Annotated in this window: 23 protein-coding genes and 1 pseudogene; 9 read left to right on the top strand and 15 right to left on the bottom strand. The window is 44.7% G+C overall.

Going from position 1 to position 26,754, the window contains the following annotated elements:
- Positions 1–308 precede the first annotated feature (308 nt).
- A complete protein-coding gene (locus ACJJJB_RS07940; RefSeq protein WP_445366007.1) occupies positions 309–1,484 on the top strand; it encodes a thiolase family protein in 1,176 nt (391 codons plus the stop codon).
- A gap of 528 nt (positions 1,485–2,012) precedes the next feature.
- Entirely contained in the window at positions 2,013–3,149 is a 1,137-nt protein-coding gene (locus tag ACJJJB_RS07935) for a DUF294 nucleotidyltransferase-like domain-containing protein (RefSeq protein WP_445366006.1), read from the top strand.
- A gap of 143 nt (positions 3,150–3,292) precedes the next feature.
- Here the strand turns inward: ACJJJB_RS07935 and ACJJJB_RS07930 are convergent, their stop codons facing one another.
- Positions 3,293–4,156 (bottom strand): LysR family transcriptional regulator, encoded by an 864-nt coding sequence (locus ACJJJB_RS07930; RefSeq protein WP_020415399.1) that lies wholly within the window; start codon positions 4,154–4,156, stop codon positions 3,293–3,295.
- A gap of 178 nt (positions 4,157–4,334) precedes the next feature.
- Between ACJJJB_RS07930 and ACJJJB_RS07925 the strand changes: the two genes are divergently transcribed.
- From ACJJJB_RS07925 to ACJJJB_RS07915, 3 genes are read left to right on the top strand one after another with little or no spacing between them, the layout of a single operon-like run.
- Entirely contained in the window at positions 4,335–5,756 is a 1,422-nt protein-coding gene (locus tag ACJJJB_RS07925) for an aromatic amino acid ammonia-lyase (protein ID WP_169337150.1), read from the top strand.
- On the top strand, positions 5,753–6,610 hold the full coding sequence (locus tag ACJJJB_RS07920; RefSeq protein ID WP_444946839.1) for a TauD/TfdA dioxygenase family protein: 858 nt from the start codon (positions 5,753–5,755) through the stop codon (positions 6,608–6,610). The genes ACJJJB_RS07925 and ACJJJB_RS07920 overlap by 4 nt, the downstream gene beginning before the upstream one ends.
- A gap of 19 nt (positions 6,611–6,629) precedes the next feature.
- Positions 6,630–7,952, top strand: a complete 1,323-nt coding sequence (locus ACJJJB_RS07915) for a phenylacetate--CoA ligase family protein (protein ID WP_444946840.1) — start codon at positions 6,630–6,632, stop codon at positions 7,950–7,952.
- 92 nt (positions 7,953–8,044) lie between these two features.
- Here ACJJJB_RS07915 and ACJJJB_RS07910 read toward each other — a convergent pair whose 3' ends face one another.
- Positions 8,045–8,782 (bottom strand): SDR family oxidoreductase, encoded by a 738-nt coding sequence (locus ACJJJB_RS07910; protein ID WP_444946841.1) that lies wholly within the window; start codon positions 8,780–8,782, stop codon positions 8,045–8,047.
- A 115-nt stretch (positions 8,783–8,897) separates the two neighbouring features.
- Between ACJJJB_RS07910 and ACJJJB_RS07905 the strand changes: the two genes are divergently transcribed.
- Entirely contained in the window at positions 8,898–9,788 is an 891-nt protein-coding gene (locus tag ACJJJB_RS07905; RefSeq protein WP_169337149.1) for a LysR family transcriptional regulator, read from the top strand.
- Positions 9,789–9,832: 44 nt separating this feature from the next.
- On the opposite strand, the gene ACJJJB_RS07900 is transcribed toward ACJJJB_RS07905, so the two are convergent.
- The 5 genes from ACJJJB_RS07900 to ACJJJB_RS07880 all read right to left on the bottom strand — a co-directional run bounded on the left by ACJJJB_RS07900 (position 9,833) and on the right by ACJJJB_RS07880 (position 13,156).
- Positions 9,833–10,252 carry an acyl-CoA thioesterase gene (locus tag ACJJJB_RS07900; protein ID WP_040629508.1) on the bottom strand — a complete coding sequence of 140 codons (420 nt, stop codon included), beginning with the start codon at positions 10,250–10,252 and terminating at the stop codon, positions 9,833–9,835.
- A gap of 115 nt (positions 10,253–10,367) precedes the next feature.
- Positions 10,368–11,204, bottom strand: coding sequence for a metallophosphoesterase (locus ACJJJB_RS07895; RefSeq protein WP_353375412.1), 837 nt, complete (start codon positions 11,202–11,204; stop codon positions 10,368–10,370).
- Between the two features lie 173 nt (positions 11,205–11,377).
- Positions 11,378–11,629 (bottom strand): hypothetical protein, encoded by a 252-nt coding sequence (locus ACJJJB_RS07890; RefSeq protein ID WP_020415391.1) that lies wholly within the window; start codon positions 11,627–11,629, stop codon positions 11,378–11,380.
- A 63-nt stretch (positions 11,630–11,692) separates the two neighbouring features.
- Positions 11,693–11,839, bottom strand: coding sequence for a TetR family transcriptional regulator (locus ACJJJB_RS07885; protein WP_083922857.1), 147 nt, complete (start codon positions 11,837–11,839; stop codon positions 11,693–11,695).
- Positions 11,840–12,013: 174 nt separating this feature from the next.
- Entirely contained in the window at positions 12,014–13,156 is a 1,143-nt protein-coding gene (locus ACJJJB_RS07880) for an aromatic ring-hydroxylating oxygenase subunit alpha (RefSeq protein WP_445366005.1), read from the bottom strand.
- Between the two features lie 113 nt (positions 13,157–13,269).
- On the opposite strand from ACJJJB_RS07880, the gene ACJJJB_RS07875 reads away from it, so the two are divergent.
- Positions 13,270–13,851, top strand: coding sequence for a TetR/AcrR family transcriptional regulator (locus ACJJJB_RS07875; RefSeq protein WP_444901621.1), 582 nt, complete (start codon positions 13,270–13,272; stop codon positions 13,849–13,851).
- 365 nt (positions 13,852–14,216) lie between these two features.
- Here the strand turns inward: ACJJJB_RS07875 and ACJJJB_RS07870 are convergent, their stop codons facing one another.
- Entirely contained in the window at positions 14,217–14,534 is a 318-nt protein-coding gene (locus tag ACJJJB_RS07870) for a MerR family transcriptional regulator (protein ID WP_445366268.1), read from the bottom strand.
- Positions 14,535–14,753: 219 nt separating this feature from the next.
- Here ACJJJB_RS07870 and ACJJJB_RS07865 point away from each other — a divergent pair, with 219 nt between their 5' ends.
- Positions 14,754–16,931, top strand: coding sequence for a heavy metal translocating P-type ATPase (locus ACJJJB_RS07865; protein WP_445366004.1), 2,178 nt, complete (start codon positions 14,754–14,756; stop codon positions 16,929–16,931).
- 104 nt (positions 16,932–17,035) lie between these two features.
- On the opposite strand, the gene ACJJJB_RS07860 is transcribed toward ACJJJB_RS07865, so the two are convergent.
- From ACJJJB_RS07860 to norR, 6 genes and pseudogenes are all read right to left on the bottom strand, one after another.
- Entirely contained in the window at positions 17,036–17,860 is an 825-nt protein-coding gene (locus tag ACJJJB_RS07860; RefSeq protein ID WP_020415384.1) for a hypothetical protein, read from the bottom strand.
- Between the two features lie 879 nt (positions 17,861–18,739).
- Entirely contained in the window at positions 18,740–19,525 is a 786-nt protein-coding gene (locus ACJJJB_RS07855) for a transglutaminase-like domain-containing protein (protein ID WP_444946844.1), read from the bottom strand.
- Positions 19,522–20,805 (bottom strand): hypothetical protein, encoded by a 1,284-nt coding sequence (locus ACJJJB_RS07850; RefSeq protein WP_445366003.1) that lies wholly within the window; start codon positions 20,803–20,805, stop codon positions 19,522–19,524. Before ACJJJB_RS07850 ends, ACJJJB_RS07855 begins: the two co-directional genes overlap by 4 nt.
- Before the next feature lie 478 nt (positions 20,806–21,283).
- Positions 21,284–21,391 (bottom strand): annotated as a pseudogene (locus ACJJJB_RS07845) (IS66 family transposase); the annotation flags it as partial.
- A 666-nt stretch (positions 21,392–22,057) separates the two neighbouring features.
- Positions 22,058–22,324 carry a hypothetical protein gene (locus ACJJJB_RS07840; RefSeq protein ID WP_444946846.1) on the bottom strand — a complete coding sequence of 89 codons (267 nt, stop codon included), beginning with the start codon at positions 22,322–22,324 and terminating at the stop codon, positions 22,058–22,060.
- 51 nt (positions 22,325–22,375) lie between these two features.
- Positions 22,376–23,947: a nitric oxide reductase transcriptional regulator NorR gene (gene norR / locus ACJJJB_RS07835; RefSeq protein ID WP_445366002.1), complete on the bottom strand. Its 1,572-nt coding sequence runs from the start codon at positions 23,945–23,947 to the stop codon at positions 22,376–22,378.
- Positions 23,948–24,497: 550 nt separating this feature from the next.
- On the opposite strand from norR, the gene hmpA reads away from it, so the two are divergent.
- A complete protein-coding gene (gene hmpA / locus ACJJJB_RS07830; protein WP_020415378.1) occupies positions 24,498–25,682 on the top strand; it encodes an NO-inducible flavohemoprotein in 1,185 nt (394 codons plus the stop codon).
- 142 nt (positions 25,683–25,824) lie between these two features.
- Here the strand turns inward: hmpA and ACJJJB_RS07825 are convergent, their stop codons facing one another.
- Entirely contained in the window at positions 25,825–26,631 is an 807-nt protein-coding gene (locus ACJJJB_RS07825; protein WP_353375405.1) for an amidohydrolase family protein, read from the bottom strand.
- Positions 26,632–26,754 lie beyond the last annotated feature (123 nt).

Raw genomic sequence — 26,754 nt, 5'->3', positions numbered from 1 at the left:
GATGGAAAAGTTAACTCTGGAAGTTGGACCTAGATTCACACAATATCGCAACTAATGGAGTAGCCTCCTGTCAGTGCTCGTGATAAAGCTCGCAATACTGATCTCAAGCAAATAGGATGAGCAAAATTCCACCAAATCGATTGAGAAAGGGTAGGACTATAATCCATGTGACGACCTATAGTCGTGTAATCACACATAGACGGAATGATCACTCGTGGGATTCCCGCAAGCACAAATAACAAAACCGCCCTCTTTTCATTGTCTAATCTACTTTAAATACAACTCATCCCACTACCCCGAGGCTTCTTATGAAAGATGTCGCCGTCGTCGCCTATTGCAGAACTGCTATCGCCAAAGCAAGACGTGGTGCACTCAATCAGACTCACGGTATTCCGATGGCGGCCCATGTAATAAGGGAGGCCATTGATAGAGCACAGTTAGATCCTCACGAGATTGAAGATGTAGTGCTGGGATGCGGTTTACCTGAGGGGGCCACCGGGCACAATATCGCACGCAATGCCGCACTATTTGCCGGCTGTGGGACCCAGGCACCGGGGATTACGATCAACCGCTATTGTGGTTCCGGGCTGAATGCCGCCTCGGTTGTAGCAAACCGAATAGCTGCCGGAGAGATGCAAATTGGTATTGCTGGTGGCGTAGAAAGCATTAGTCTGGTTCAGTTTCACTTAAACCTTGATCATTTCGTTTACGAACCCCTACAGAAGAAAATTCCCGCTGTCTGGTGGACCATGATTCAAACAGCGGACTTTGTTGCCGATAAGTTTTCAATTAGCCGTGAGACCCAGGACCGCTACGTTGTGGACTCTCAAAAGCGAGTGGCTACGGCACTCAAGGAAGGGAAATTTGCCGAGGAAATTGTTCCTTTCAAGACAGTAATGTCGGTAAAAAGCAAGGAAACCGGTGAAACAAGTAATAAACACGTTACCTTGAGTGAAGATGAAGGCCCTCGCCCTGACACCACCCTGGAAGGCCTGACGGCATTAGAGCCCGTGAACACAGGCGGCACAATTACAGCAGGCAACGCTTCCCAGCTCTCCGATGGCGCAGCGGCTGTGGTAATGATGGATGCAGAATTAGCCGCACAGAGAAATCTACCAATTCTTGGTCTGTTCCGCGGCATGCAACTATCTGCAGTTGCACCAAAGGAAATGAGTATTGCTGTGGCACCCGCTATCAAAAAGCTAATGAAGCATCACAGCCTGGCTATGGCAGATATTGACTTATGGGAGCTCCATGAAGCCTTTGCCGTAACTACACTCTATAACCAGGCTGAACTGGATACTCCTTGGGAAATAACCAATGTCAACGGAGGAGCCATTGCCCTCGGCCACCCCTATGGAATGTCGGGAATCCGTTATCTGGGTTCCACCCTATTGGAGTTAGGAAGAAGGGATAAGCATAAAGCAGTTATTGGTGTCTGTACTGCAGGAGGTATGGCAACTGCGGTCTACCTGGAGCGCTAGTGAAGTTAATAGAAATCTCCACTGATTACTCAGACTACCATCCCCGCCTTCAATGAGGTTACCCTTTTAGATTGAAACCCCTGGGTGAGGCTAAGACCTATGCCGAGATAACTGACAAGTGGCACTATGGGCGCTATGAAGGCAATGGGCCTGCTAACCTTATTATCTTCTACTCTGGGGTAAAGGGAGTTCCCACTACGGTTATTAAGAATGGCCAGGAGAAAAACTAAAAAACACCACGATAAAGTAAGTTCTCAATCAGGCTTAGTACATCCCTCTCTCAAATTTCACCTAGTTGAGAGTTTGTTCTCATCCATGGGAGTATGTTCTTGTAAGAATATGGTTCTTTAAAAAACCAATCTTTAGAAATTTTACTCATAAAGTCTTTTCTTTTACTTAGGGTTATCTATGTCTTGCAAATACAGTAGCCAGCTATGCCCAGGCCCATCCCTAAGTGGCCCTTTAATAAATACATGCACACTTTGTCTTGCAGATTTTTTAGACGGGCAAAGATCTGACATCAAAGATATGCTTGACAACGAAAAAAAAGCATGGCAAATGATGTCATCATGGACAAAGAAATTAGTTGGCTTTATCGAAAGGCTATATAAGGATCAATTTACAATTCATAGCCGCCCCTCCGATTTTTCTTTCTGCATAACTGGCTCCGGTGCGAGAGGCGAGGCTTGCCCTCAATCAGACTTAGATGCTTTTATCGTAGTACCCAAGATTACCCAAAATCAAAGGGAAACATGGAGGAAGATTAATCTCGCCGTTCAAAAGCGACTAGATAATATCAATGACAGTCGTATAAAAACACTGCGCCCGGGAAAAGGTTTTGTTTTCTGTACTGGAGGGTTAAATCCACTGGGAATGGTGACAAAGAAATGGATGGAAAGGAATAACAAAGATGGCCTAATTAAAAAAGATCGAGTTATTTTTGACCTAACCAATACCGCAGCTGCTCTAACGGGGCTTCTTGAAGAGTACTACCAATACCCAAGTGATCCTAAACGTTACCTCCGGAAACATATTGTTAGCGGACTTCAAGAATGTGCTCACGCTTTTGGCAACCCGAAGCTGCATAGAGAACTAGTGGATGAAGTTAAATTTGTTTTAGGTAAGCAAGCTATTGAGTTTGGCTCTAATTCGCTTCTAACAAGGAAGAGAAAGCAGGGGCTGCAAGCTATGGAAGTTGCGATTAATGATAAAAATTTCCAACCGCCAGCCCCCTATTCTGACATTAAGCGAGTTAAAAGAGAGTTTTATCGAGCTCCTCAGTTCATATTGAAAGGCCTCGCGTGGTTCTATGATATAGATGAAGTCAGTTCCCTAGCTCAACTTTCCAAACTGGAAGAAATGGGAAAGCTGCACCCAACCAGAGCTGTCCATTTCCGCAAAGCAATGTCAGAAGCACTGAGGGTCAGGGTTGCCTCACATATTGTTACTGGTGCGGAGTTTGACAAAGTTCTCTCAGCCTACGTAACACCCAATAGAGATCAAAGTGCCTGGCTAAGGCTGAACCCGGAACAGTCAGAGCTTCTGGAGGATGCCGCGAATAGCGTCAGGCTAATCATTGGCTGGGCTGATGAATTTACCACCTCACAAGGGCGAGCGCATGGCATTCGCTACAATCCCTTTTCGGAGCCGTTCTTAATTAAATAATTAGAATTCTCGATGTTTTTTTCAATTCAAAATCACATGCAATTTAAAACCACTCAAACTTCATGGATATTGATCATCAGCCGCTTACACATCAAAATATTACCAATAAAATTACGAATTGAGTGTATTCATTTTAATTACACCTAATAGAAATTTTTTTTATAATTAGAAAGTTTAAATTCTTCAATTAACTTTTCAGCACCCAGGCTATGTGTTATCTCACGTCGATACACTAGGCATATTTCATCTTTAAAACCTGGTTGGTCTTCACTCACCCATTCAAGCTGGTTTCTTCCGAGTGTCTGCGCAACACGACCAGGAATAATACCAACGCCAGCTCCTTCTAATGTCATTTTTGTGATCAGCTCGTGACTAGAAGACCTTATATATTGTTTATATTTATTTCTTTCAGCAATGGTTTTCAGTAGCCAATCCGTCTGCATCAGTGCTGGATCATATATCAGTACGTCTCTAGATTGAATTTTCTCAGGATTATGCCAAAAACTCACCACATCATGACAAAGATGCTTGATCACCAGATCAGGATGAGATACAGGGTTTACGACAATACCGATATCAATTTTCCAACTGATCACTGCTTCTACAATCTCACGAGAAAGTGCATGCTGAAAGCTTAATTCAATACCTGGGTTTTGTGCGATAAAAGCAGGCAGACCATCAGGCAGCATATGTAGTGAAATGGAGCTGTGACAACCGATAGTGAAGTGGCCAACGGCCTCTTTATTTTCTCGCAGCGCAGAGTATTTAACCTCATCCCAATCATCTAGTAGCTGCTGAGCGCTTTTTAATAGCCTAAGACCCGCGCGTGAAAGTTGAACGCCGGTTTTTTCCCGTATTATTACTTCAGTACCCAGCTGTCTTTCCAGCCTTTTGATAGCAGCACTCAAACTAGGCTGCCGAATCCCCAATCTTTCTGCTGCCCTGGATATATTTTTTGTTTTTGCAACCTCAATAAAATAATTAAGTTCATCAGCGTGTGGGAACATAGAGCGCAACTTATTTAGCTACTTAACTTAAAAAACAGTTGTCGAGTCTACATCGACATACTCTTGGTTGCCATAGATATTGGCTATGGCAACCAGCGCCGACTTCTATTTTTCATGTTTTTACACTCATGTTAATTTCTTTGCTTCCTATTTATTCAAAAAAATTTCCGGAGCCAGAGTGTCTACATCATCTCTCAGCTATCCCTCAGCAGCGAATAGTAATGCAGTATCCTCTGAAACTAATTTCAGTATGGCTTTAACTTTTCCTTTGCAGACTTGGTATGAATGGGGATACCTACACAACCCAATCATCGCGAGTGATAAAGACATTTCCAGAGTTAAACACTCCTATGCATTACTACAAGATCAGATCGGCGATACTAACAACCCTATCTATGGACTACACACCAGCTATGGTGAGAATGAGCGAAATCGCCTAGACCCAGACCAATGGAAAAATACCCAAGTCAACCTCTTGGAATATTTACAAGTTGGTATCGGTGCTCCGCTACCCAAATCGGTCGTCAGGCGCGCGTTAAAACTACAAGCTCGAAAAACAGCTCACGGCCTGTCAGGTATCCACCCTTCCACTTACCAAGCACTTCTTAAGCTGGCAAACAGTGAAACTCTTCCCAGAGTCCCCCGAAAAGGCAGCCTGGGTGCCAGTGGTGACTTAATTTCTATGGCCCATGCCATATCTCCACTATTTGAGCATGGGCCAAAAGGCCCCCGCGACGTAATTGGCCTGGTAAATACCAATGCCATGATGGCTTCATGGGCTATCGAGCATGATTATCAATTAAGGAAGTTATTAAGGGACTGTTTTAAATCTGTAGCGCTGATGTCCTTGGCCATAGGTGCTGGAGATGAACATTTCTCGGAAGGTTTACACTATGGAGAGGTACATACCAGCTACGCTCGAGCAGGCAACTTGCTAACACAACTCCGACATGACTATTTACAATCGCCGAATATTGTCGAAGGTGAGAAAAGTCTATTACAAGCTCGTTATTCAGTTCGCTGCGCTCCCCAGATACTGGGACACTGTCTTGACTTATTGGATTACTCCGAAGCCAAAATTCGTTCCGAAGCGCTTGCCGTTGCCGACAATCCCCTAATTCTTGAGTCTGGCCCCTGGCATGGCGGACTCTTTTATGCGATTGGGCTGGCGGCTTCTGCTGAATTTATGCAGGAAATTATTCATCGCCTGGCCGAGATGCTTGATCGACAAATATTGATTTTAATGGACCATCGCTTAAATGGAGGACTGCCGGACAATTTGAGTGTTGAATCATTCAACCACTGTAAAGGAATTCACCAGCTGACGTCAGCTCTGTTCCAGGAAATAAAAGCCAGGTCAACACCCGTGCGTCAGATGAGTTTCTCGTGTGAAGGCAACAATCAGGACCTTGTACCCTGTGGAATGGCCGCACTTAACAATGTCAACGACCAGCTGGATACGTTAAGAGAAATTGTCCGCGCAGCAACTTTTTGCTCAGCTAGAGCCGCAATGATGCGCTCAACAGGTGGTTTACCCGAAGCATTAAAATTGGCGAACTGGTCACAATTTACAACAGCCCAGGTAGAGAGCATTTTATGAATTTTAACTATTTAACAGGCAATTTCGGCATTGAGATTCCAGCGAATGAACTAGCCGATATGGACCAAAGCACAGGGCTAACACTGCAAAACTTATGGCATGAGCATGAGCTATTGGTTATCAGGGATATGGACCTGGATACTCAAGCATTTGTCAACTTCTGCAGTTTATTTGGGGAACTTCAAAAAAATTATTTCTTTTTTCAGGGTCACTCAGAGGAGTATCCACAAGTTGCTAGAATCATTAAAGAGGCCGGTGAAAAGAAAAATACTGGGGGAATCTGGCATCATGACCAGGGCTATTATTCGAATCCGGTAAAAGGTATCGCTTTGTATGGTATAGATATTCCCCCCAGGGGGGGCGATACCCTCTTTACTAGCTCAACACTTGCTTATGAGAGCCTTTCAACTGCAATGCAGCAAGTAGTTAACTCTCTCAATGTGATACACACCACAGAACTAATGCTCAAAAAGCAACCATTAACAAAATTAATGGAAAGTTCGGATGCGGATGGGTCCGGTATAGAGCGGGCGCTAAAATTAATGCCGTTGAAATCTGCAATACACCCAGCAGTTTGTAAAAACCCCGTAACTGGCAAGCCTTTTCTTTACCTGAACCGAACTACTACCTCGCAGTTTGAGGGTATGACAGCTGATGAAAGCTTGGGCCTGCTAAATTACCTGTTTCAGCACGTCGAAAAACCGGAATTTAATTGCCGAGTGCAATGGCGCCCTGGCACCCTGGTGCTTTGGAACAATCACCAGGTCTTACACTATGCGGTAAATGACTACAATCAACGGCGGGAATTACACCGTGTGCATTTCTCTGCAGAACGACCAGTTAAATATCTATAAATAGATAGTTAGTGTATTTATGAACTATAACGAACTACTGACAGATTTTCTGCACATTAATAGCCGGTCTAGAAATGAACAGCAGGCATTTAAAGATAATCAAATCAAGAAGCTGCTCAGTGAGGCTGTTGCAAAGTCCAACTACTATCGTGAATTACTTGCGCAAAACAATGTTGATATAGAGGCAATACAAACCTGTACAGATTTACACCAACTGCCGATTATAAGCTCTGAAGTATTTTTAAAGCCTATGCCGACAGTGAGTATGGCTTTTAACGATATTGTTCGCTATTGCCACACCTCAGGCAGCACCGGCACTCCCAAGCGAGTGCCCTATACCCGCAAAGATATTGAGAACGCGGTAATCTCTCAAGCGCGCAGCTACTTATTTGCAGGTGTTGAACCATTCGATAAATGTTTGTGTGCAATGACCTATGGTCCCTGGCCCAGTGGTATGATTTGTCATGCTGCCGCTGAAATATTTGGCCTCACCATTCCCGCAGATTCATTTCTGGGGATTGACCATCAGCTTCAGAGCCTGCAAAGGGATCAGCTGGATTATATGGTCTGCCTTCCCTCTTTATTACCTCGGCTGGAACGCCACTGCCTGGAGAAAGATATATCACCGGCATCCTTAAACATACGCAATATATTTATGGTGGGTGAACTGTTCTCTGAAGACTTTCGGGCTCGCTATGAGCAGTTGTTCAACTCCAAGCTGATTAATATGTATGCGAATACTGAGCTTGGGCTAATAGCGAGTGAATGCCAGCATCATAACTTACATGTGTGGGAAGATTTCTTTCATGCAGAAGTTATTGACCCCGATACAGGAGAACCATGTAAAGATGGTGTCACTGGGGAATTAGTGATAACCGCTCTGCAGCGTGAAGCCCTTCCGCTGATTCGCTATAACACACATGATCTGGTGGAGATGCACAGAGGCCCTTGCGAGTGTGGCCATCCCGGAACCTATTTGGGGCCCATCAAGGGGCGCCTCGATAATATGTTCACAATCAATGGCGGCAATATCTATCCGATTACGCTGGAAAACGCCATCACTGCTATCGCTGGTCTCAGCTCCTTTTACCACTGCATTATCGAAAAAGTCGATGGGCATGATCATTTGACCTTCGAAATTGAAGCAAGAGAAGCTGCCAATCAGCAGGAGAAAGAGCGTTTAGCACGACTATTTTATAGCAACCTCACCAGTTCAGATGTAACCCTTCGTATGATTTTCCTGGGGCTCGAAGCGGCCTCAAGAATCAATATAGAAATTTTACAACCTGGGGAAATCAGTAAAAAAGCTGGCAAGGTTAAAAAAATCATTGATCGCAGATAGCCTTCCCCACTTAAATGGAGCATACACCTAGCTACCCCTTCACTATGTGAAGGGGTAGCTAGCAAATAGGCTATTGATATTGCGAAAGGTGCTTACCAAGGTTGCTCTTCACCGAGGTGGACAAATTGTCCGTTGGGGCCATCGCTATCGATCAGGGCCAGGTCTACAACCGTTGAAGCTCCGTCGGTAACTTCCATTGGCGCCGCGCTGGTGCCCAGGTCGGTTTTAACCCAACCGGGGTGCGCACTATTGACCTTGATATTGGTCTCTGCAAGGCTCTGGCTCAGGGAAACTGTAAACATATTTAATGCGGCTTTAGATGCGTTGTAAGCAAACGGTTTTACCGCACTCCAGCCAGATTCAACATCGGCATTTACTGCCAGGGAACCCAAGATGCTACTAACGTTTACAATACGTCCAGCCTTACTCTTCTTGAGTAGTGGCAGTAGTTCCTGCGTGAGGCCAATTTGAGCAAACAAGTTGATATCGAAGGTGGTTTGCAGATCAGCTTGGGAAACAGTCTCACTGTTATTCTGCGCCCATTCTCCTTCCACAATCACACCGGCATTGTTTACTAGAATATCCAGTCGGCCATACTGCTCAGCAATTTTTTGAGCTGCTCGCGCCCTGTCGTTTGCCTTGGTGATATCCAATTCTATGGTGTCCAGTGGGGCTACCTTGCCTGTCCAGGCCGCTTTAACCTCTTGAAGCTTCTCCTGGTTGCGGCCAGACAGAATTACCTTGACCCCCTGGTCAGAGAGCTGCTTGGCAACTTCGAGACCAATACCGCGATTAGAGCCAGTAACTAGTGCAATTCGTTCATTCGACATGGTTGAATCTCCTGTGAATCATGTTGTTTCGAAGACGAAGCCATTCTATTATCCACCCATAAATGAACAATTACCCAATTTGAAAATGAATGTTCGCGATTTAGAAACAGTAAGCTTGAGAACCCTATCGGTATTTGTCCAGGTCAGTAAAACCCTGAATCTCACACTTGTGGCTGAGCAGTTGGGCCTACCGAAATCCACAGTCAGCAAGGAAATATCCCGGTTGGAGTCCCATCTGAAAGCAAAGTTACTGGACCGCTCAACCCGTCGGGTTGAGTTAACTGAAGTCGGTGCTATTGCTTATGAGCGAGCACTTCAATTGGTGGAAGATTTTAAAGCCCTTCAGCACGATGTGCTGGTTATGGAGCAACAGGTACAAGGGCTCCTTAAAGTTTCTGCCCCACCCGCTCTTGGCGAGTTTCTCTCACAAAAGGTCTTGCCCCCATTTTTGAAACGCTGGCCCAAAATTACGGTTTCTCTCAACCTTACCTATGACTTCGAGGATCTATTTGCCCAGGGTATCGACTTGGCTTTCCGAGTAGGAGAAATTCAGGACGACCGCCTAATAAGCCGCAAGCTCGGCTACTCCACCAGGGTTCTTGTGGCCAATCCAGAATATCTGGCAGTGCATGGGGCGCCCCAACTTCCTGAAGAGCTGGCGGGTCACAACTGCCTTCGATTTCAATTCAATCCGGGGGAATCGGAATGGACACTGACATCTGCTAACTCAACCATCAACTTATCCGTAAGCGGAAATTTCTTTTGCGCTAACATCCAGGCATTAAAAAATGCAACGTTGAATGGGCTCGGCATCGCCCAATTGCCAATTAACAATATTGTTGAGGAATTGGCTGGCGGGCAGTTGGTAAAAGTGCTTCCAGAATGGCATGTACCACCAATGAACATTCATGCCGTATACCGAACTGGATTGAACAAACCGAAGAAACTCGCGGCCTTGCTCGATTTCCTTAACGAGGAGAAGGGCCTCTTCGAGTGGAGTGTGTAGTTGCAGATTTCATCGCCACCTACCACCTTTATAGTCCATTTACTTTATGGTGCATTTGCTTGGTTCGCTTGAGCCAAAGTATCCCTAAGGTGACCTGGCAGAGGGATTTTGACCCTGTCGGAGGCAGATAAAGTGACATAGGTAATGTTCGCCGTAAAAGCCGGTGCCCCACTCTCCAGATAAGCCTCAAGCTGGAAGCTAAAAGAGTGGTTGCCAATATCTGAGATAGAAACCTGAATTTTTAACTCCTGATCCCAAGTCACAGGGGTCAGGAATTCCAAGTTGAATGCTCTTACCGGAGTTATAAAGCCCAGCTGCTTCATCCTTCTAATGGCTGGGCCGTCAAACAGGACAGACATCGCTTCGTGAGTTGCCTCCAGGGCAAAGTCGGAAAATCTTGGGGTATATACAATACCCGCAGGGTCACAATCACCGAACAATACCTTGCGTTTAACGGTTATCATCTGGCCAATCCTGAAAGTCCAAAGCAGCATTGCTATTGTATGGCAAGGTACCTGCTCTATTCCGATCAAACAGAATTACCAAATCCATCATCCTGCACGCCCCACTTGCTTACGCTTAGTTACTAGAGATAGACAAGAGCGTTACTTCCGGCGGAACTAGGAATCGCACAGGTAAAATACTGGTCCCTACTCCAGGGCTTACATACAGGTTTTTTCCACCTTCCTCGATATGACCTATCGCATAACGTTGCCCGTAACGAGAGGGAACTATCGGGCGCCCAATAAATGGCAGGTAAACCTGTCCTCCGTGGGTGTGCCCAGCAATAGTCAGTGAGATTTGCTTCGGTAATTCTGGAAATATATCGGGATTGTGCGTGAAAGCCAAAATGCTCTCAGCGGTATCAATGCCATCCATCGCTTGTGCGATATCATGTGGCCCCTCCCAAAAATCACTGAGACCCACCAGGCGTAACTTACAAGCGCCACTATTCAGCTTTGCTGATCGGTCTTCAAGTACCGTAATCCCTCGATCAGCGAATGCCTTCTCTACCCGCTTGGCATCAAGCCACCAGTCGTGATTTCCCAACACTGCGAAAACGCCCATGGGCGCTTTCAATTCCTCCAGTATCTCGGCAACCTCTTCGGGAGAAACAAAAGAGCCACCTGCAACGCCCTGGATAACAAAATCACCTGGTAACAAAATCAAATCAGGCAAACTCGCATTTACTTCATCAACTAACCACCGAAGGCTATCAACCCCTTTATACGGAGAGCCCACATGTAAATCAGCAAGGATGGCCACCTTCTTGTTATTACAGGCTTCTGGCCAGGAATCAATCGTTATCGTCTGCTCTCGGATTCTGAAACTATTTGGCTCTGCAAAGAAAGCCCAAATAGAGATGGTTAGACCAATGATAAAAAGTATTGCGGAAATGTTACGACATTTGCTCAAGAAATATACTCACTCAATGACCCAAACCTACAACACTTCAGGCTACAGTACGGTATCTACTATTTAGGGATACTCTGAAAAACCAGCCTTTAGCGTTACATCACGCTTCACATAACTAAAAATAGCTACTTTTTACTCGAAATCGTGCTTTCTATATACAGTTATCTCCATTTTTACTGCCCTAGATCCGCATTTAGCGGACTTGTCGAAGTTGGAGCGGAGATAGTAGTGGCATCTATAATGGTGCCTTCACGCAGCGCCATACCATTCTCAGCAAGATGGATATTGCTTTCCCTAAATAGAGTTGTACTCAGCTGATTCGCTCCATCATTACCCTTGTCATACTGAATCAAAATGGAAAAGAAAAGACAAATTCGATCGGGCTTGAGATTAAACTGCTCAATCGCACTAAGTCTATAGGTCAAAGGCTAACCAGCCCAGGTTCAGCTTGCTGCAACTGCTCACTACTCTCGATATCCAGCAACCATTCACAGCCGCTTCAACAATAACAGATCCCGGTTATTAAAATAGTTATACAGGGTTTTGCTAGAAACTTGACTGACCTTGACGATCTTCTCCATGATCAGCTCTGAAGGGTCATGGCTTTCCAGTGCAGCGCTAGCAACGGATAAAATCCTTTGTCGACGCTTCTACTGACGAATGGACGAGAAAGGGCCTCATTTATTGGTCAAATCAACAACACCTGAGAATTACAGCACCTGAGAGCGCCTAATTATTATAGTTTTCCCGAGTTTTACACATGACTGTAAAACCAGGCAATACACTCTCTAAAACGCTATATAACCCTACTATTTCTCCGTTAACAGGTCGTCAATAAAACCATTCATCCGCTTTAGGGCCCATTCGTTCCTCCCGTAATTGATACGATCCAGCGCACCGTTATTCATGGAGCGCTGAACACCCTCCCCTAGCTCAAAGTCCTCATTCAACACCGCTACAGTAATATCATGGTTACGCTGCCAATGATCCCGCATGGTATCCCGCAACTCAGTCGGAACCAGTGTGGTAACAGCGATGGCCGTTTTATCGAGGGCCAGGGGCCTGAACTGCACCCAGTCAATATGCTGATGCTGAATCAGCAAGGCCGAGGTAGGAAACAATGAATACAATGTATGACTGCATTCTCGCAGGGATTGTTGCTCGACGGGTTTCTCCACCACCGTAGCTAAAGCCTTGGTCGGCATTACTACCCGTAGATGGGGTCCCAGGGCATCGATGACCGCGGTGTTGTTATAAAAATAAGGGCCAATACTCTCGCTGTGGGCATAGGAAAAGTGGTAGGTTTCAATACCGCCCTCTGCCACGATTTTCCAGTTCATGTTCCAAACCTTGCGATGTTGCGCAAAAACAGAGAGCTGATCGAGCTGCAGGGCCGCTAGCGACTGCGACATACCTTCCAGAGCTTCATCCAGGTCTGGAGCCGAAGCCCCATCAGGGCAAAGCCAAATGAATCCATGCTTTTCTTTAACAGGCAGTTCGAGTAGGCCATTGTCTGACTTATCAAGATCAGGAAAGCACTGTTGCTTACCAGGAACCGAGGCCAACGCGCCATCTGTAGTATATGACCAGGCATGATAGGGGCAGTGAATGCGTTTTGACTGCCGGCATTCTCCCTCCCCTAGTAGTGTGGCACCGCGATGACGACAGCTGTTGTGAAAGGCATGCCATTGGCCTGAAGCATCGCGACTGACAATCAAAGAGCCGAGTGGCGTCTCGACCGCTTTGAGGCTATTCGCTTCAATCAGTTCAGAAGTATGTACCAGAGGCCATGGCCAACGACGATGAATATGCTCCATCTCAAGCTCGAACACCTCTTTGCTGCGGTATCGTCGTGTATCAGCGTTGGCCGTCTCATCCGCCAGGGTTGTGGTTTTATCTTGTACCAGTCCCCAGCATCGCTGGATAAGATCGAGTTCTGTTTGTCTGTCCATACTCCATCCCTTGCGTTATGGCAATCAGAACCTACCAATCGGTAAGTTTATTGACAGGCTACCTACCAATCGGTAAGGTGTCAAGCTGTCTAGCCAGACCATATTGAAGCTCAATGAAGACACGAGAAAAGTTACTTCTCAAGGCCGAAATTCTCTTTTCTGAGAGAGGTTTTTACGGAACCAGCATCAATGATGTCGCCGCCGAACTGACTATCAGCAAACAAGGGCTGCTGCACCACTTCCCCAGCAAAGAAAAACTCTATGCTGCGGTACTTGAGTCCGCTGTTACCCATCTGGTTGAGAACCTGAAACCCAACATTGAGCATGAGCTAGCTCCCAGAGAACAGCTGTTGAACTTATTAAACGTACTGGCAGCACCCGACAAAAGAACCCACCGCGTTATTCTTCTTCTGATGCGAGAGCTGTTAGATAATAAAGAGCGCTCCGAACACGCCCATCAGTGGTTTCTAAAGCCCGTTCTCGATCATCTAGAAGGACTGGTGAAAGCGAGCCAGAAACAGGGACACTTTCAAGAGATAAAGCCGCTTGCCTTTATCTACCAATTACTTGGGGCCGTTCAATATTTTTTGATATCTGAACCCACCTTGAAAAAGCTCTACTCTGCAAAAACCTTCAAGACACTAAAAAAACAGCACTTGATCGAACTGGAAAGATTGATCACGAGCGCTTACTAATCACGACAAAAGGCTATACTGCCTCTATGTAGGGTAAAGGCAAGAGAAGCAGCAGACTAGGCTAGGCGGTAACGCTGAGCTTCCCTCATTGCGATACCATTCTGAAGCGCTATCAGCATCTGATTAATAAGGGCTTTAACGGTTTTTCCATCATCTAGACGTATGCAGAACCATGCACCTTCTAAACCTGTAGGCATCGATATTATCGAAGAAAAGCCCATCTATTCGCTGGGTAAATTTGTGATTAACTGGAACGGTCACATTGCCCTTAGCCCCACCTTATAACCTGGTTAATATCACTGGCCTCCCTAAAAAAATCAGGAGCACTTGGAGCACCTTAGGGAATTTTAATTAAGAGATCTTAGTCATGAACCTCTGTAGCTTAGTTTTCCGAAATTAAACCCTTCAAACTTGGGAATCTGTTTTAGCATAGAATTCGAGATCGCTAAGCATACGCATGACTTTACAGGTGCCTGCAGCTTCCAGGTCGATACATTGATCTCGTAGTTACTACAAACTTTGTCGAAGTTGTACCTACAGATCCATTTGATCCTCAATATGGCGGATAGGTTTTCATCAACCAGCTCATTGATTTCCAGGCAATTCTCAATTGGCTGCACTTTGAGTTCGAGCAGATTTCGAGTATCTTCCAATGGCATGCCCAATGAACGGCAGTGGCGAATGCAGTGAAATTGCTTTAAATGAGCTCCAGAATAAAGTTATATATTATCCTTGGTCCGCACAGGTTCCGGTAACGAGTCCACCTGATCGTAGTAACGCACTGCCTCCACTTCACAGCTGGCTTCGCCAATCATATAGGGCATGCAGGTGTCCCCTTGACTCTATAGTTACTAGAGGGATAGTAATAATGGCTCACCTTTTGAGCTATCCGAGAGTTGACTATGGAAAAGCGCGATACTGGCTGCGGTTGTGAAAAGCCCACAGAGCCACTCGAAAAACCCGGCAATAGTACAGTCAATAAAGAAGGAGAATCTTCCCTGTTCTCCATTGGCAAGATGGACTGCCCAACCGAGGAAAGCCTGATACGCGCCAAGCTTTCCAGTATTCAGGGGATCTACAGCCTCGACTTCAATCTGGTACAGCGAATCCTGACGGTCGGCCATGCAGCTGGCATGGAGCAGACGATCCTGGATGTATTAACGCCACTCGACCTGGATGCCAGGCTGGCTACCGAGGAAGATACCGAGGGTGCCCCTCCAGCCGCTAAGGCCAATTGGTGGTTGCTTGGTGCCGCAGCCGTTGCAGCTCTGGCATCAGAATTGGCGTATTGGCTGCAAGGCGGTAATACCTGGTTAGTATTTGTATTGGCTCTGGCTGCCATTGCTGGCGGTGGCCTCTCCACCTACAAAAAAGGATGGATAGCGCTTAAGAACCTCAATCTGAACATGAATGCGCTCATGTCAATTGCGGTCACTGGCGCCATATTAATTGGACACTGGCCAGAAGCGGCCATGGTAATGGTGTTATTTACCCTGGCAGAACTGATTGAAGCAAAATCGTTGGACCGCGCTCGAAATGCCATCCGGGAGCTACTGAGCCTAACCCCGGAAACAGCCACTGTACGGCAGGATGATGGAAGTTGGCGTGAGATCGGCGCAAAAGAGGTACCTTTAGGAGCCATTGTCAGGGTAAGACCTGGCGAGCGTATCGCCCTTGATGGGGAGGTTGTAAAAGGCAACTCCGCAGTTAACCAGGCCCCAATTACCGGGGAAAGCTTGCCTGTAGACAAGACGGCCGGCAATGAACTTTTTGCGGGGACCATTAATGAATCTGGCGCGCTCGAATACAAAGTAACCGCTGCCGCTAATGATGCTGTCCTGGCCCGAATTATTCATGCGGTAGAGGAGGCCCAAGGAAGCCGCGCGCCGACGCAGCGCTTTGTCGACCAATTTGCCCGCTGGTACACACCCCTCGTGTTTGCCGTAGCCTTAGCCACAGCGTTAATACCCCCACTCTTTTTCGGCGGCGCTTGGATGGAGTGGATATACAGGTCTCTGGTATTGCTGGTAATCGCCTGCCCCTGTGCTCTGGTAATTGCGACACCGGTCACCATTGTCAGCGGCCTAGCGGCAGCAACCCGTCACGGCACCTTGATTAAGGGCGGTGCCTATCTCGAGCAGGGTCGTCGCCTGCGCTGGATTGCACTAGATAAGACCGGCACCATTACCCATGGCAAGCCCGAAGTAACCGACTTCGAACCCTGGTCAGGTGCTGAACCTGACGAAATCAGAACTATAGCTGCCAGCCTGGCCTCACGTTCTGATCATCCTGTCTCAAAAGCCGTCGCAGAATATCTCAGCGCAGAAAACGCAGAGCTACATGAAGTTGAGGCTTTTGAAGCCCTGGCCGGCCGGGGTGTTCGCGGCGAAATAGCAAATATGGGGTACTATCTGGGGAATCACCGCTTGGTAGAAGAGCTTGGGGTCTGTAGTCCGGATCTTGAACAGCTGCTTAGCAAACTTGAATCCCAGGGCAAAACAGTCGTTATGCTGGTGGGAGAATCCGGAGTAATGGCTTTGTTCGCAGTTGCGGACACCGTCAAAGAGTCCAGTCGGAAAGCCATTGAAGAACTCCACGAATTAGGGGTGAAAACCCTAATGTTAACCGGTGATAATCAACATACTGCCGACGCCATCGCCCGCGAAGTAGGCATCGATCGAGCCGAAGGCAACCTTCTTCCAGAGGATAAACTGCAGCAGGTGGAGTCCCTGGCCGGTCATGGCAGAGTTGGTATGGTTGGGGACGGAATCAATGATGCACCAGCACTGGCGCGAGCCGATATCGGCTTTGCAATGGGAGCTACAGGTACAGATACCGCTATAGAAACCGCCGATGTTGCCTTAATGGATGACAATCTTGGCAAAATTGCTGGTTTTATACGCTTGTCACGCACCACGGCCCATATACTTTGGCAAAATATTGTCCTTGCTCTCGGCATCAAAGCGATATTTCTTATCCTCGCCTTTGCTGGAGAAGCTACCATGTGGATGGCAGTGTTTGCGGATATGGGTACCAGTCTGCTGGTGGTATTCAATGGATTGCGATTGATGCGGAAGTGACCTGCTGTAGAATCCGATATACGAACTCGGCTTAGTAATATGCTTTAAACTTCATCCATCCCAAAAGCTTAGGGACGGATGAAGTTTACCCTTCAGGAGTTAGTTTATGACTCAACGTCAATAAACCTTACCTCCCCATTCTCTGTTGCTGTGGATGTAATAAATACCTGGCTTCCACTTATCCTTCCTACAGAAAGACATTGTCCAGAGATATTGGTATAAATGCCCGGGTCACCTTCCGGAGGATTATTATCAGACCATTCACAACCGTTAGTGCTTAATATATAGATAAATCTCTCGCCATATAGGTTTAAATTTGAATTATCAAAAGAGAACAGTTGAACCTGCTCACCCTCCGCGTAGTCTGCTCCAAAGATATAGATTGACGCATTCTGGTAGGACAATAGAGATCTTGTGGGTGAGTTACTAGTGCTATAGATCGTTGAGCTATCATATGCATGAGCAATTGATGCCTGTCCGCCATCTAATACTACGCGACTGGTATTCCTAGCATTGACCGATACTATCTCTCCACCCAGCAGAAATAATTCTGAATTGTTAAATACCTGAATAGAGCTGGTAATCTGGCCTCCTCCCATGGTCACAACTGTTGTTTGCCCAGAGAGGCGAACTTCATGCAAATAAGCTCCCTCTTCAATTACATACTCGACAGTTGGAAAGTTACCATTCAGGTCCAGTATACAAGGCTTACTTTCATCACCGGGAACACAAATATAATCAATATATATAATTTCTTGACCAGATACTGAATGCCCCAATTTATATGAAGCCAGGATACCCTCAGAACTTTGACCAAAATCAAACTTTGAATAAAACGATTTAGCTTCGCCTGATAAGACATCAAAGGATAGCAATAAGACAAACAATAAAATAAATATATTAGCGCCACCTCTATATTTCTTACTCATCGAATATTCTCCAGAACAGTAGGCATATAGTTGACAGTATGAATATAGAGAAGTAAGGCCGCATTTCAATAATGGACTCAGAAATTTTTATTTACATCAAAAAATACAGCGCTTATACCTCTAAGAATTAGGGAGCACTAAAAACAAGACAGCTTTGACTTCAAGATAGTAAAATTTGGATCACCGCTCAGGATAACCAAAATATAATCGTTTATCTTTTTACCAAGGATTCAAATCACTGAAGCTTAGTATAAGCATCTTGATTACTTAACAACTGCCCCCTTATCAATTTTTATTCCAGTGGTTTTACTAATGTATTAAATATCGCCCGTTGAAATTATCGTGCCATTAAAATCACTATAACAGACAATATAATTTTTGGAGGATATCGATACTGGCTGTCTAGAGATAGCTCGGCATTCGACAATTAAATAAAGCAAGCCCAAAGTTCTTATTTATCTAAACCGGTATTCGTTGTTAGCAGCCTAACGCCAGCAATTTGTAATAAGATTAAGCACGCCGTCGATCTCGGCAAGTTCATCTTCTGTGTTGAAGTGTACGGCCAGTACCATTACCCATGGCAATCTCGAAGTAACCGACTTACAACCTTGCTATGGAACTGAATATCAACAAATCAGAACTATACAGCTATCAGCCTGCCGCTCAGAGCATCCGTTGTATCAGCAGGCGGGACACTAATGGAACCTATAAATTTGGACCGCGAATGGTAACTTCGCACTAGTCCAAAAGCTATACTGGGTATTCTCTCGCAGTGACAGAAAAACCTGGAGTACATATAAAAAAGCTTGATCAGCAAAGCTCACTGATCAGGCCATTTTACCATGAAATAAATCTTATAGATAAGCTAACAGATAACATTTAATTAATTTTAACTGCCTTAATATTCTCTATTCTCTGTGGAAACAATTGAATTGATCTCATCAATGATAAAGAAAACCCTGGCCCTTCTTTATCCAGCTCACTTGCCGGCAAATAAAAATGCCGAACTGCATTAGAGCGGTATAAGGCTGAATCAAGAATATGCCATTGGCCTTTATGCCATACTTCCGCCCAGGCATGGCCAAAAGACGTTACCTGTTCTTTATCTTCAAGTATTACGGTGCCTAAAACAACTCTTGCAGGAAGATTTAATGATCGAGCAAGTGCAGTAGTAAGCACCGCATACTCCGTACAGTCGCCGCTACGTTGGGTAGCCACCACTGAAGCTATATTAAAGCCATGGATATATGTAGGATATTCAATATAATCATCTACATATGATTCCAGCTCTGTTAATGTCCAATTTTCACTGACTCCACTTGTAAAGCCGGAAGTAAAATCCTTTGTACTCTCCTCATCCAGGTCAATTACAAAACTATTCTCTCTATATTTTGCATGAACTTCACCAAAAAAGTTCGGCTTAGTTCTCATGGTAATAAACAAGGACTCACCTTTAATGTGCTCAACAGTGATGCCCTTCCAATCCAACAAAGCTGTAGCAATCCTTTGTGCCTCTGGTGAAACTAGCTCAAAGTGAATAGTATCAGCAAGAGGCAGAGGCTGATCAGTTGCAAGCTCTGTGCTCAATTCAGCAAAGAATGGAACACTCTGTGCATTTACATCAAGTGCCAACAAAGTTAATAGGAGCGGAAAAAACTGCTTCATGGCAGTTTAGGCTCACCTTTTACATGCAATAATTCCATATCCAGCACAAGCGGCCCTTGCTTCATAGTTCCCTGCTTGAAAATCCCACTGTCTTCAGCGGTAAATTTCATAACAATCGGGCCTATATCCATTTTAAAGTTTGCACTGGGGTTATCAGTCAGCTTGCTTACCAGGACTTTTTGTGCTGATGTAGGGTCCGCATCAGATAGCCACATATAAAATTCAGCAGAATCCTGATCTGACACGTTTAAGTGGGCTGTTTGAAGATAACTACCAAAGTTTGACAATAACATACCGGTATAATCCAGTTCAGAATTGATCTTTTTGCCCTGGAATTCACCTCCTACCAGCCACTTATCATTTTGGTTCTTAATTGAATAATGTGAAGTCAGCTCACCATTATCAATTGAATATTCTGAAGCATTAATTAAATAACCATCCGGCCTACTCCAGGAAGAAGATACAAAGTCTGAAGCGGATATAGAGCTGGCATCAACTGGGAAAATAAAGGCGGCTCTGCTTTGAATATTGATATCACCTTCATCATCTGTAGTATATTTTTCATAGCTATATCCAACAGATATATCATTAAGCTTCATCTGATGAACAGACTCAAAGAACTCCGCACTTTGATTGTTTACTGTGGATACGCCTATAAATGATTCAAAAACATCAACAAAAGCCTGGTGGTATCCCATTTGATTATGCAGACAGACCTGTAGGTTCCCATCAACTTCCGCTGACAAGCCCTTCATTAACCCTGCTACAGCTTCACTTTTTTCGCCAAGAAAATAAAGGGTATCTAGTGATAGATAAGGTGTATTCTCGGTAATGCCGACATCAACAGCATAGTTAAAACGGGCTGAAAGTGATTTATTATTAAGCTCTTCAGCCTGAGCCAAACTGCTATCAATCAACCCATAAAGAGAATTTGCTGGGCCATCATATTCATTAAAAATATAACACTCAATTGGGACAGAGGTATCAATATCAATTAGGTAATACCAGGTTCCATCACTATTTTTTGAAGCCGCAACCTTACCTAAAATTTCTCTTTTGAAATTAAGACCTTCAACTTCAAGTGAAGACTTATTATCAACAATTTTATCTTTCAGCATCTCATCTTGAATCCAAGATGGAAGATTATCTAAACTTAAAATTCCCCATGAACTACCCGTTTTATCATTCCCATTAGGCTTTGAATCCTCTGTATTTTGTGTAGCAGAGCAGCCAGCCAGCAAAATAGCAGCAGTAATAGCTGGCATTAATTTGATGTTCATACTTAGTTCTCTATTTTAGTTGTATTTAACTAGTTGTTACTCAAGTAGTAGAAATCACTTATGAGTGAAATTCGTACAAACATTGAGTGCGGCTATACAATGTATTGCAAGCAATCTTACCATCTCGCAGGATAAAATTGTATTTGAAGTTCAGGAATTACAAGATTGAGGGTACATTCAAAGGATGCCTAGCAAGAAAGGGGGTCGCCAATAGTTTATATTGTTAGCAGAAAATATCAATCCGACTCTCCCAGCCCAACTTTGTTAGGCTAGAATTCCAGGGTAGTAATGTTTCATAGCTCTCTACAGACTGATTGCGTGGAACTTTCCAAGTACCTCCACATAATACTTATATGTAGCAATACCGTAGATCTTGGCTATTTACAAAATAGCTAAAGTGCAAGTACAGTGAATCAACCCCTTCGAGTGAAGATGCTTACAGGTAGTTTTTTCGATACCTTACGAAGGGTTTGATTTTTTATTCAGTCAAATTGGTTTCGATTTCGATGCGGCCACCCTTCAAAAGCTCATAAAGTCCTTTCCAGTGCTTTAGGCCGTATTCTATGGCTTTACTGAGTGGAGACTTGGGTAGTAGCTTTGATTACTTTTCATCTAGCCTGTTTTACGGATAGCCGCAATCGGCCTGGACTCCTCCTGCCGTAAATCACATCACTGCTTTGCAGTTAGCTATCACCTCCGGCTTTTGAATCTATCCGATATAGTTTCCTATAAAAGTACATAACCTGCTTGGCCAGTCCGCCTGTTCTGTGTAGACTTGGAAATTGGTGCAAATTTGCGTCGAGCGTGTGCACTACAATGACTTGGGTTAATCGTCTCTTCGCGGAGCAAAAGCTCTACAGCATTGCAGCCATTCATCCTCATTAAAAATGTAATTGTCTTTTTAACTTGAGCGTATAGGAGTATATCTTTAAAAGAATTCACAAAATATTTAATTTATCATGCCCAGATACGCTTTCCTCAAGAAATACCCGCTTTTTGAAAGCCAACAATACCATCTAGCTTAATAAAAGATGTAGAGACCAACCCCTTTCCATCTTTTGATTTAGCTGGCACTTATTTGATATATTGTGTGTCGCCGAATAGGATTGATTTATAATCACTCGCAAAAAGTGAGTAACTTACTTGCTCTCACCCAATCCTATTAGACAATAAAGATTCTGTTAAAATTCAAACCGTTATTTAATTAGCAGCACTAACAACTCAACTTTAAAAAGAACTTATGAGCACTCTATTAGCTGACGACTTCCTTCAAAGCCCGCCTCGCCAAGTAAGCAACAGAAAAAATTACTGAAAACTGGCCACTCATTTGTAAAGCAAACTTTGGCCAAAAATCTATTTCTTCTGTGAACAGAGATAAGACTAGATTTCCTGGAAATAGGAAGACTCCCAAATACTCCCAACCACCACCGACAATAAGCCAGTTATACATGAAGGTCACCACGCCAACTAATAAAGCTAGCAATCCAATAGCCATTGAAAACGTAATATCCTTATTCATGCCTTTCTCTTAACTGTAAAAAAGTGAGATTTATATTACGCAATCATAACATCACTTTCCGCCCACAACCTCTTTCTTGATATAGACGCCCAATCGTTTTGCAAGACGAACCAAATTTCCTCTATCCATAGAAAGCAATTTTGCAGCTCGACTCCAATTCCCATCACAGTTAGTCAGCGTATGCTTTATAAGATCGCGCTGATAATCCTCGGTCGCAGACCTGAGATTCACAACTTCCAGCGGTGGTTGAGCCGGTTTCTCAAACTCTGGCTGTGCCATGATATCGTCAGGAATCTCTATATGCGCAGCGGTTAACGATACAATCTCTGACGGAGAGGAGCCCTTTCTGGCCTTCAAGGCTGCACGACTAATGATATGCTCCAACTCCCTTACATTCCCCGGCCAACCATAACGCTTTAATTTACGTGAGGCCTCTGCCGACAATCTGAGTTGACGAAAGCCCAGCTTTCTACGGGACTTTTCCAGGAAGTAATCCGCCAGTAACAGAACATCATTCTCTCTTTGTGATAAGGGTGGAACTTCCAGTGGATATACAGAAAGACGGTGATACAAGTCGGCCCTGAAACCTCCGTCTTCTATTTCCTTCAACAGCTCCCGGTTTGTTGCGGCAACTATCCTGACATCGACATGCTGGACTGTATCTTTACCAACCGGCTGGATTTCACCGCTTTGCAGCACCCTCAGCAATTTACTCTGTACAGCTAAAGGTAGCTCGCCCACCTCATCAAGGAAAATAGTTCCACCGTTCGCCAGAAGGAATTTACCTGGCCGCTCGCGATCCGCCCCCGTGAAAGCGCCCTTTGCATGTCCAAAAAGCTCTGCCTCAGCCAGAGTCTCCGTTAAGGATGCGCAATTGAGGTAAACAAGTGGTTTTTCCCTGCGAGAAGAGAGCCTATGTACAGTGCGAGCCACTAACTCCTTGCCGACACCTGTCTCTCCAAGGATCAGGACGTTGTAGTCAGAACCTGCTACCAGCTCAATATCACTGCGCAGGGCTTTCATGACTCGGCTCTCTCCAATGAGCTCCCCACCATCTCGTAGAAAAGCCTCCTGTGTCAGTTCTTTTACCAACTGTTCTGCATGTTCTGCAGAAAGGGAAAGCTCTTTTAACTCCAAAGCTGTTTTTAGTGTTGCTGCAGAAAGGGCTGCTATCAACTCAAGGGTTCTGTCACTAATTTGGCCATAAGCATCTGAAGCCATGCTATCGAGAGTTAGCAAGCCCACCAAGTGGTTATCAGAATACAGGGGCAAACCCATGCAAGAGTGCACCGGCAAGTCCCCTTCCCTATCCAGTAGTAAGCCATCAAAAGGGTCTGGCAAATCACAATCTGATGGGAAGCGAACTGGATTTTCTGAGGCACAGATCTGGGCAAGGCGCGGATGTTCATTGACTACAAAACGGCGGCCAAGCGTTCTTCTGGCAAGCCCTTGTACCGCCAGGGGGGTAAGTACATTCTCATTTAACCCCAATAGGGCCACGGCATCACACTTGATGGCTTTGCGGATAGTAGAGAGCAGGCGTTCAAAGCGGTCGCTGTTGTTCAGGCTATTAGCCAGATCCAATGCTACTTCCAACAGGAGATTGGCGTTGATATCTGTCATACATGCATAGGTCCATATGATCTATTGAGGTCATTATGACACATAAAGTTATCAAGTCATAATGACATGTTAAAACCGAAAAAAATCTTCAACTTATTGATTTATAAGCATTTTTATTTTTGGCATGGGGCTTGCTAGTTATATAGCGAAACCAAAATTGCCATAGAGGTTAAAAATGCTCGACACTGAAAACCCTGTCCTGCGCAGACGCTTCGAACTTCTGCTCAAAGCTGGCAATCTGACCCTTCTACTGTCAGTTCCTTTTTTGATAGTAACTGTCGTTATCTGCTACCCCATGTCCCACTATTTCTCCCTTCCGGCACAAGTCGCTGGCCATATCTTTATGGTGATCAGCGCGACACTAATAAAAATCGGATACATAAGCCGCTGCGTCGCACAATATAGCCTCTCTTTAGAGGTGAAATAAGTAGCCGCTTTCTCACTTATTGGCTGAACGCAACTATCAGCAATTTTTACAGGCATTGGACTAATGCCTCTGTTTCGGATTGTCCACGATAAATTTTCCGTTAGATGTATATAGGAGCAAATCATGTTGACATCTAGAGAAATCAAAATTGTTAAAGCCACAAGTCCAGTACTCGATAGTGCAGGCGTAGATATCACAAAGTATTTCTACAATAGAATGTTCTCCTGCAATCCTGAGTTAAAAAATATATTCAATATGAGCAATCAGGAAAGTGGTAAACAGCCATTTGCCCTCTTCAGTGCCATATCAACTTTCTCAAGGAATATTGACAACCTCCCAGTCCTGGATCCGTTAATTGAGAGGGTTGCTCAAAAGCATACCAGCTATTTTATTCAGCCTGAGCAATACGAAATCGTAGGAGACCATCTGCTTGCCACTCTCGTGGAGGTTATGCCGGATACATTCACCTCAGAAGTTATTGATGCTTGGCAAAGAGCTTATAACCTATTTGCGAAGTTATTAATAGAGCGAGAATATGAACTCTATGACTTCTCAAGAAATACCTTCGGAGGCTGGCATGGCCCCAGGCAGTTTATTGTAGAGGATAAAACCGTAGAGTCTGAGCTGGTTACCAGCTTTCTCTTAAGACCAGAGGATGGAAATGGTGTAATTGATTATCAACCTGGCCAATACCTGGGAATTCGGGTAAAACCTCCAAAACATGAATACCTTGAGATCCGTCAATATTCACTCTCCGATAAACCCAATAGTGCAACCTATAGAATCAGCGTAAAAAGAGAAAGCCAGCCTAGAGATGGTATTGTCTCCTCTTACTTACATGAAACTGTGGAGGTTGGGGATATCCTGGAGGCCTACCCACCAAGCGGCGCATTTTTTCTAAAAGATTCAATAAAGCCAATTGTATTGATTTCTGCAGGTGTTGGCCTAACTCCTTTGCTCTCCATGCTGGAATCCATACATGAAAAAGAGCCAGGCAGGAAAATTACGTTCTTGCATGCCTGCGAGAAAGAAGAGCAACACTCGTTCAAGGAACGACTTGCGGAACTATCTTCAGTCAATTCAAACATAAAACACTACTACTGGTATGCTTCAGGCGCTAAAGGAGACAGCTTTTCCGGACTTATGCATCTGGATTTTATCCGGGAACAGCTGCCCATTACCCAGGGCGATTTCTATTTATGCGGCCCAACAGGTTTCATGAAGAATATTAAGGAACAACTTATGGAACTAGGAGTTGATTCCGGTAGGATATTTTATGAAGTGTTTGGTCCGCATAGTGATATATAGAAAATAAAAGTAAAGTATAAAATCACTTTTGCATTCTAAACTATACGATTGCTTACAATGGCTTCATCTGTTGGGACTCGCTAACCAGGCAGGCTACCGCCAGGTGAAGTCTTGAAAAGCCGACGTCATTAGAGCGGACAGACTAAAGCTTAAAAACTCTCTCAGCATTCTTATACAAAAAAAACTCCGATACCTCTTCATCCAGCTCCAACAGATGCATCTCTTTCATGCAGGCTTCCGGTGTCAGCATCGGGTAGTTAGTGCCAAACATCACTTTATTCTTGCCATGGGCCTTCATAAATGAAACCAACTCTTTGGGGTATCGCTTAGGTTTATATGCAGAAGTATCTATATACACATTTGGAAACTTGGTGGCGAAAGCGATCATCTCGTTATGCCAAGGATAACCTATATGACCACAAACTATCTTCAAATCTGGGAAGTCAAGCGCTACTCTTTCGATATGAATAGGGCGACCGGATTCAGAACTGCGTAAGGGGCCTGTGAGCCCAACTTGCAAACAAACAGGTACATCCAGCTCAACGCAAGCGGCATACAGTGGATAATAAAGGGGATGCGTACATGGAAGCTCCCACAGCCACTGCACGATGCGCAAGCCCTTAAAGTCATGCTCACAGACATATTTACGTAACTCTTGAACTGCCTCTATGGGGTTTCTCAAATCAACTGAGGCAAGCCCAGAAAATTTGTCTGGGTGAGTCGAGGTTATTGCAAGAACTTCTTCATTACTAATCAATGCTCCGCTAGGACCATACCAAGCAGAGATAAGCGCCTTGGAGACATTCGCTGATTCCATCGCCAGCAATGTCCACTCCAGAGGCAACTCTTCAAAGTCTTGTCGTGTCCACCTCTTCAATGTATCTAAAAAGGGCTCAGAAAGAAAACGCTTTGTTGGATGCTGAGCCCATACATCAATTACTGTCGTCATAGTAGCAGCTCCCTTATATTAGGTTTGCTATTAAGTATTCTATGGAGTCCAATGCTTCCTTGCATAATCCTACAAAGTTTGTAGTGCGGTAAAAGTACTAAACCACATCATTCATAGTTACAA

It is taken from the genome of Microbulbifer variabilis (assembly GCF_052468405.1).
The sequence above is the reverse complement of the archived record's forward strand: the minus strand, read 5'-3'. Positions and strand labels throughout refer to the sequence as shown.

Bases quoted from the DNA above. Each gene is read 5' to 3' on its own strand.
- ACJJJB_RS07875 (WP_444901621.1), top strand. From the start codon at position 13,270: ATGAAGACACGAGAAAAGTTACTTCTCAAGGCCGAAATTCTCTTTTCT.
- ACJJJB_RS07825 (WP_353375405.1), bottom strand. From the start codon at position 26,631: ATGACGACAGTAATTGATGTATGGGCTCAGCATCCAACAAAGCGTTTT.
- hmpA (WP_020415378.1), top strand. From the start codon at position 24,498: ATGTTGACATCTAGAGAAATCAAAATTGTTAAAGCCACAAGTCCAGTA.
- ACJJJB_RS07860 (WP_020415384.1), bottom strand. From the start codon at position 17,860: ATGAGTAAGAAATATAGAGGTGGCGCTAATATATTTATTTTATTGTTT.
- norR (WP_445366002.1), bottom strand. From the start codon at position 23,947: ATGACAGATATCAACGCCAATCTCCTGTTGGAAGTAGCATTGGATCTG.
- ACJJJB_RS07840 (WP_444946846.1), bottom strand. From the start codon at position 22,324: ATGAATAAGGATATTACGTTTTCAATGGCTATTGGATTGCTAGCTTTA.
- ACJJJB_RS07850 (WP_445366003.1), bottom strand. From the start codon at position 20,805: ATGAACATCAAATTAATGCCAGCTATTACTGCTGCTATTTTGCTGGCT.
- ACJJJB_RS07915 (WP_444946840.1), top strand. From the start codon at position 6,630: ATGAACTATAACGAACTACTGACAGATTTTCTGCACATTAATAGCCGG.
- ACJJJB_RS07855 (WP_444946844.1), bottom strand. From the start codon at position 19,525: ATGAAGCAGTTTTTTCCGCTCCTATTAACTTTGTTGGCACTTGATGTA.
- ACJJJB_RS07920 (WP_444946839.1), top strand. From the start codon at position 5,753: ATGAATTTTAACTATTTAACAGGCAATTTCGGCATTGAGATTCCAGCG.
- ACJJJB_RS07930 (WP_020415399.1), bottom strand. From the start codon at position 4,156: ATGTTCCCACACGCTGATGAACTTAATTATTTTATTGAGGTTGCAAAA.
- ACJJJB_RS07865 (WP_445366004.1), top strand. From the start codon at position 14,754: ATGGAAAAGCGCGATACTGGCTGCGGTTGTGAAAAGCCCACAGAGCCA.
- ACJJJB_RS07940 (WP_445366007.1), top strand. From the start codon at position 309: ATGAAAGATGTCGCCGTCGTCGCCTATTGCAGAACTGCTATCGCCAAA.
- ACJJJB_RS07910 (WP_444946841.1), bottom strand. From the start codon at position 8,782: ATGTCGAATGAACGAATTGCACTAGTTACTGGCTCTAATCGCGGTATT.
- ACJJJB_RS07900 (WP_040629508.1), bottom strand. From the start codon at position 10,252: ATGATAACCGTTAAACGCAAGGTATTGTTCGGTGATTGTGACCCTGCG.
- ACJJJB_RS07935 (WP_445366006.1), top strand. From the start codon at position 2,013: ATGCTTGACAACGAAAAAAAAGCATGGCAAATGATGTCATCATGGACA.
- ACJJJB_RS07880 (WP_445366005.1), bottom strand. From the start codon at position 13,156: ATGGACAGACAAACAGAACTCGATCTTATCCAGCGATGCTGGGGACTG.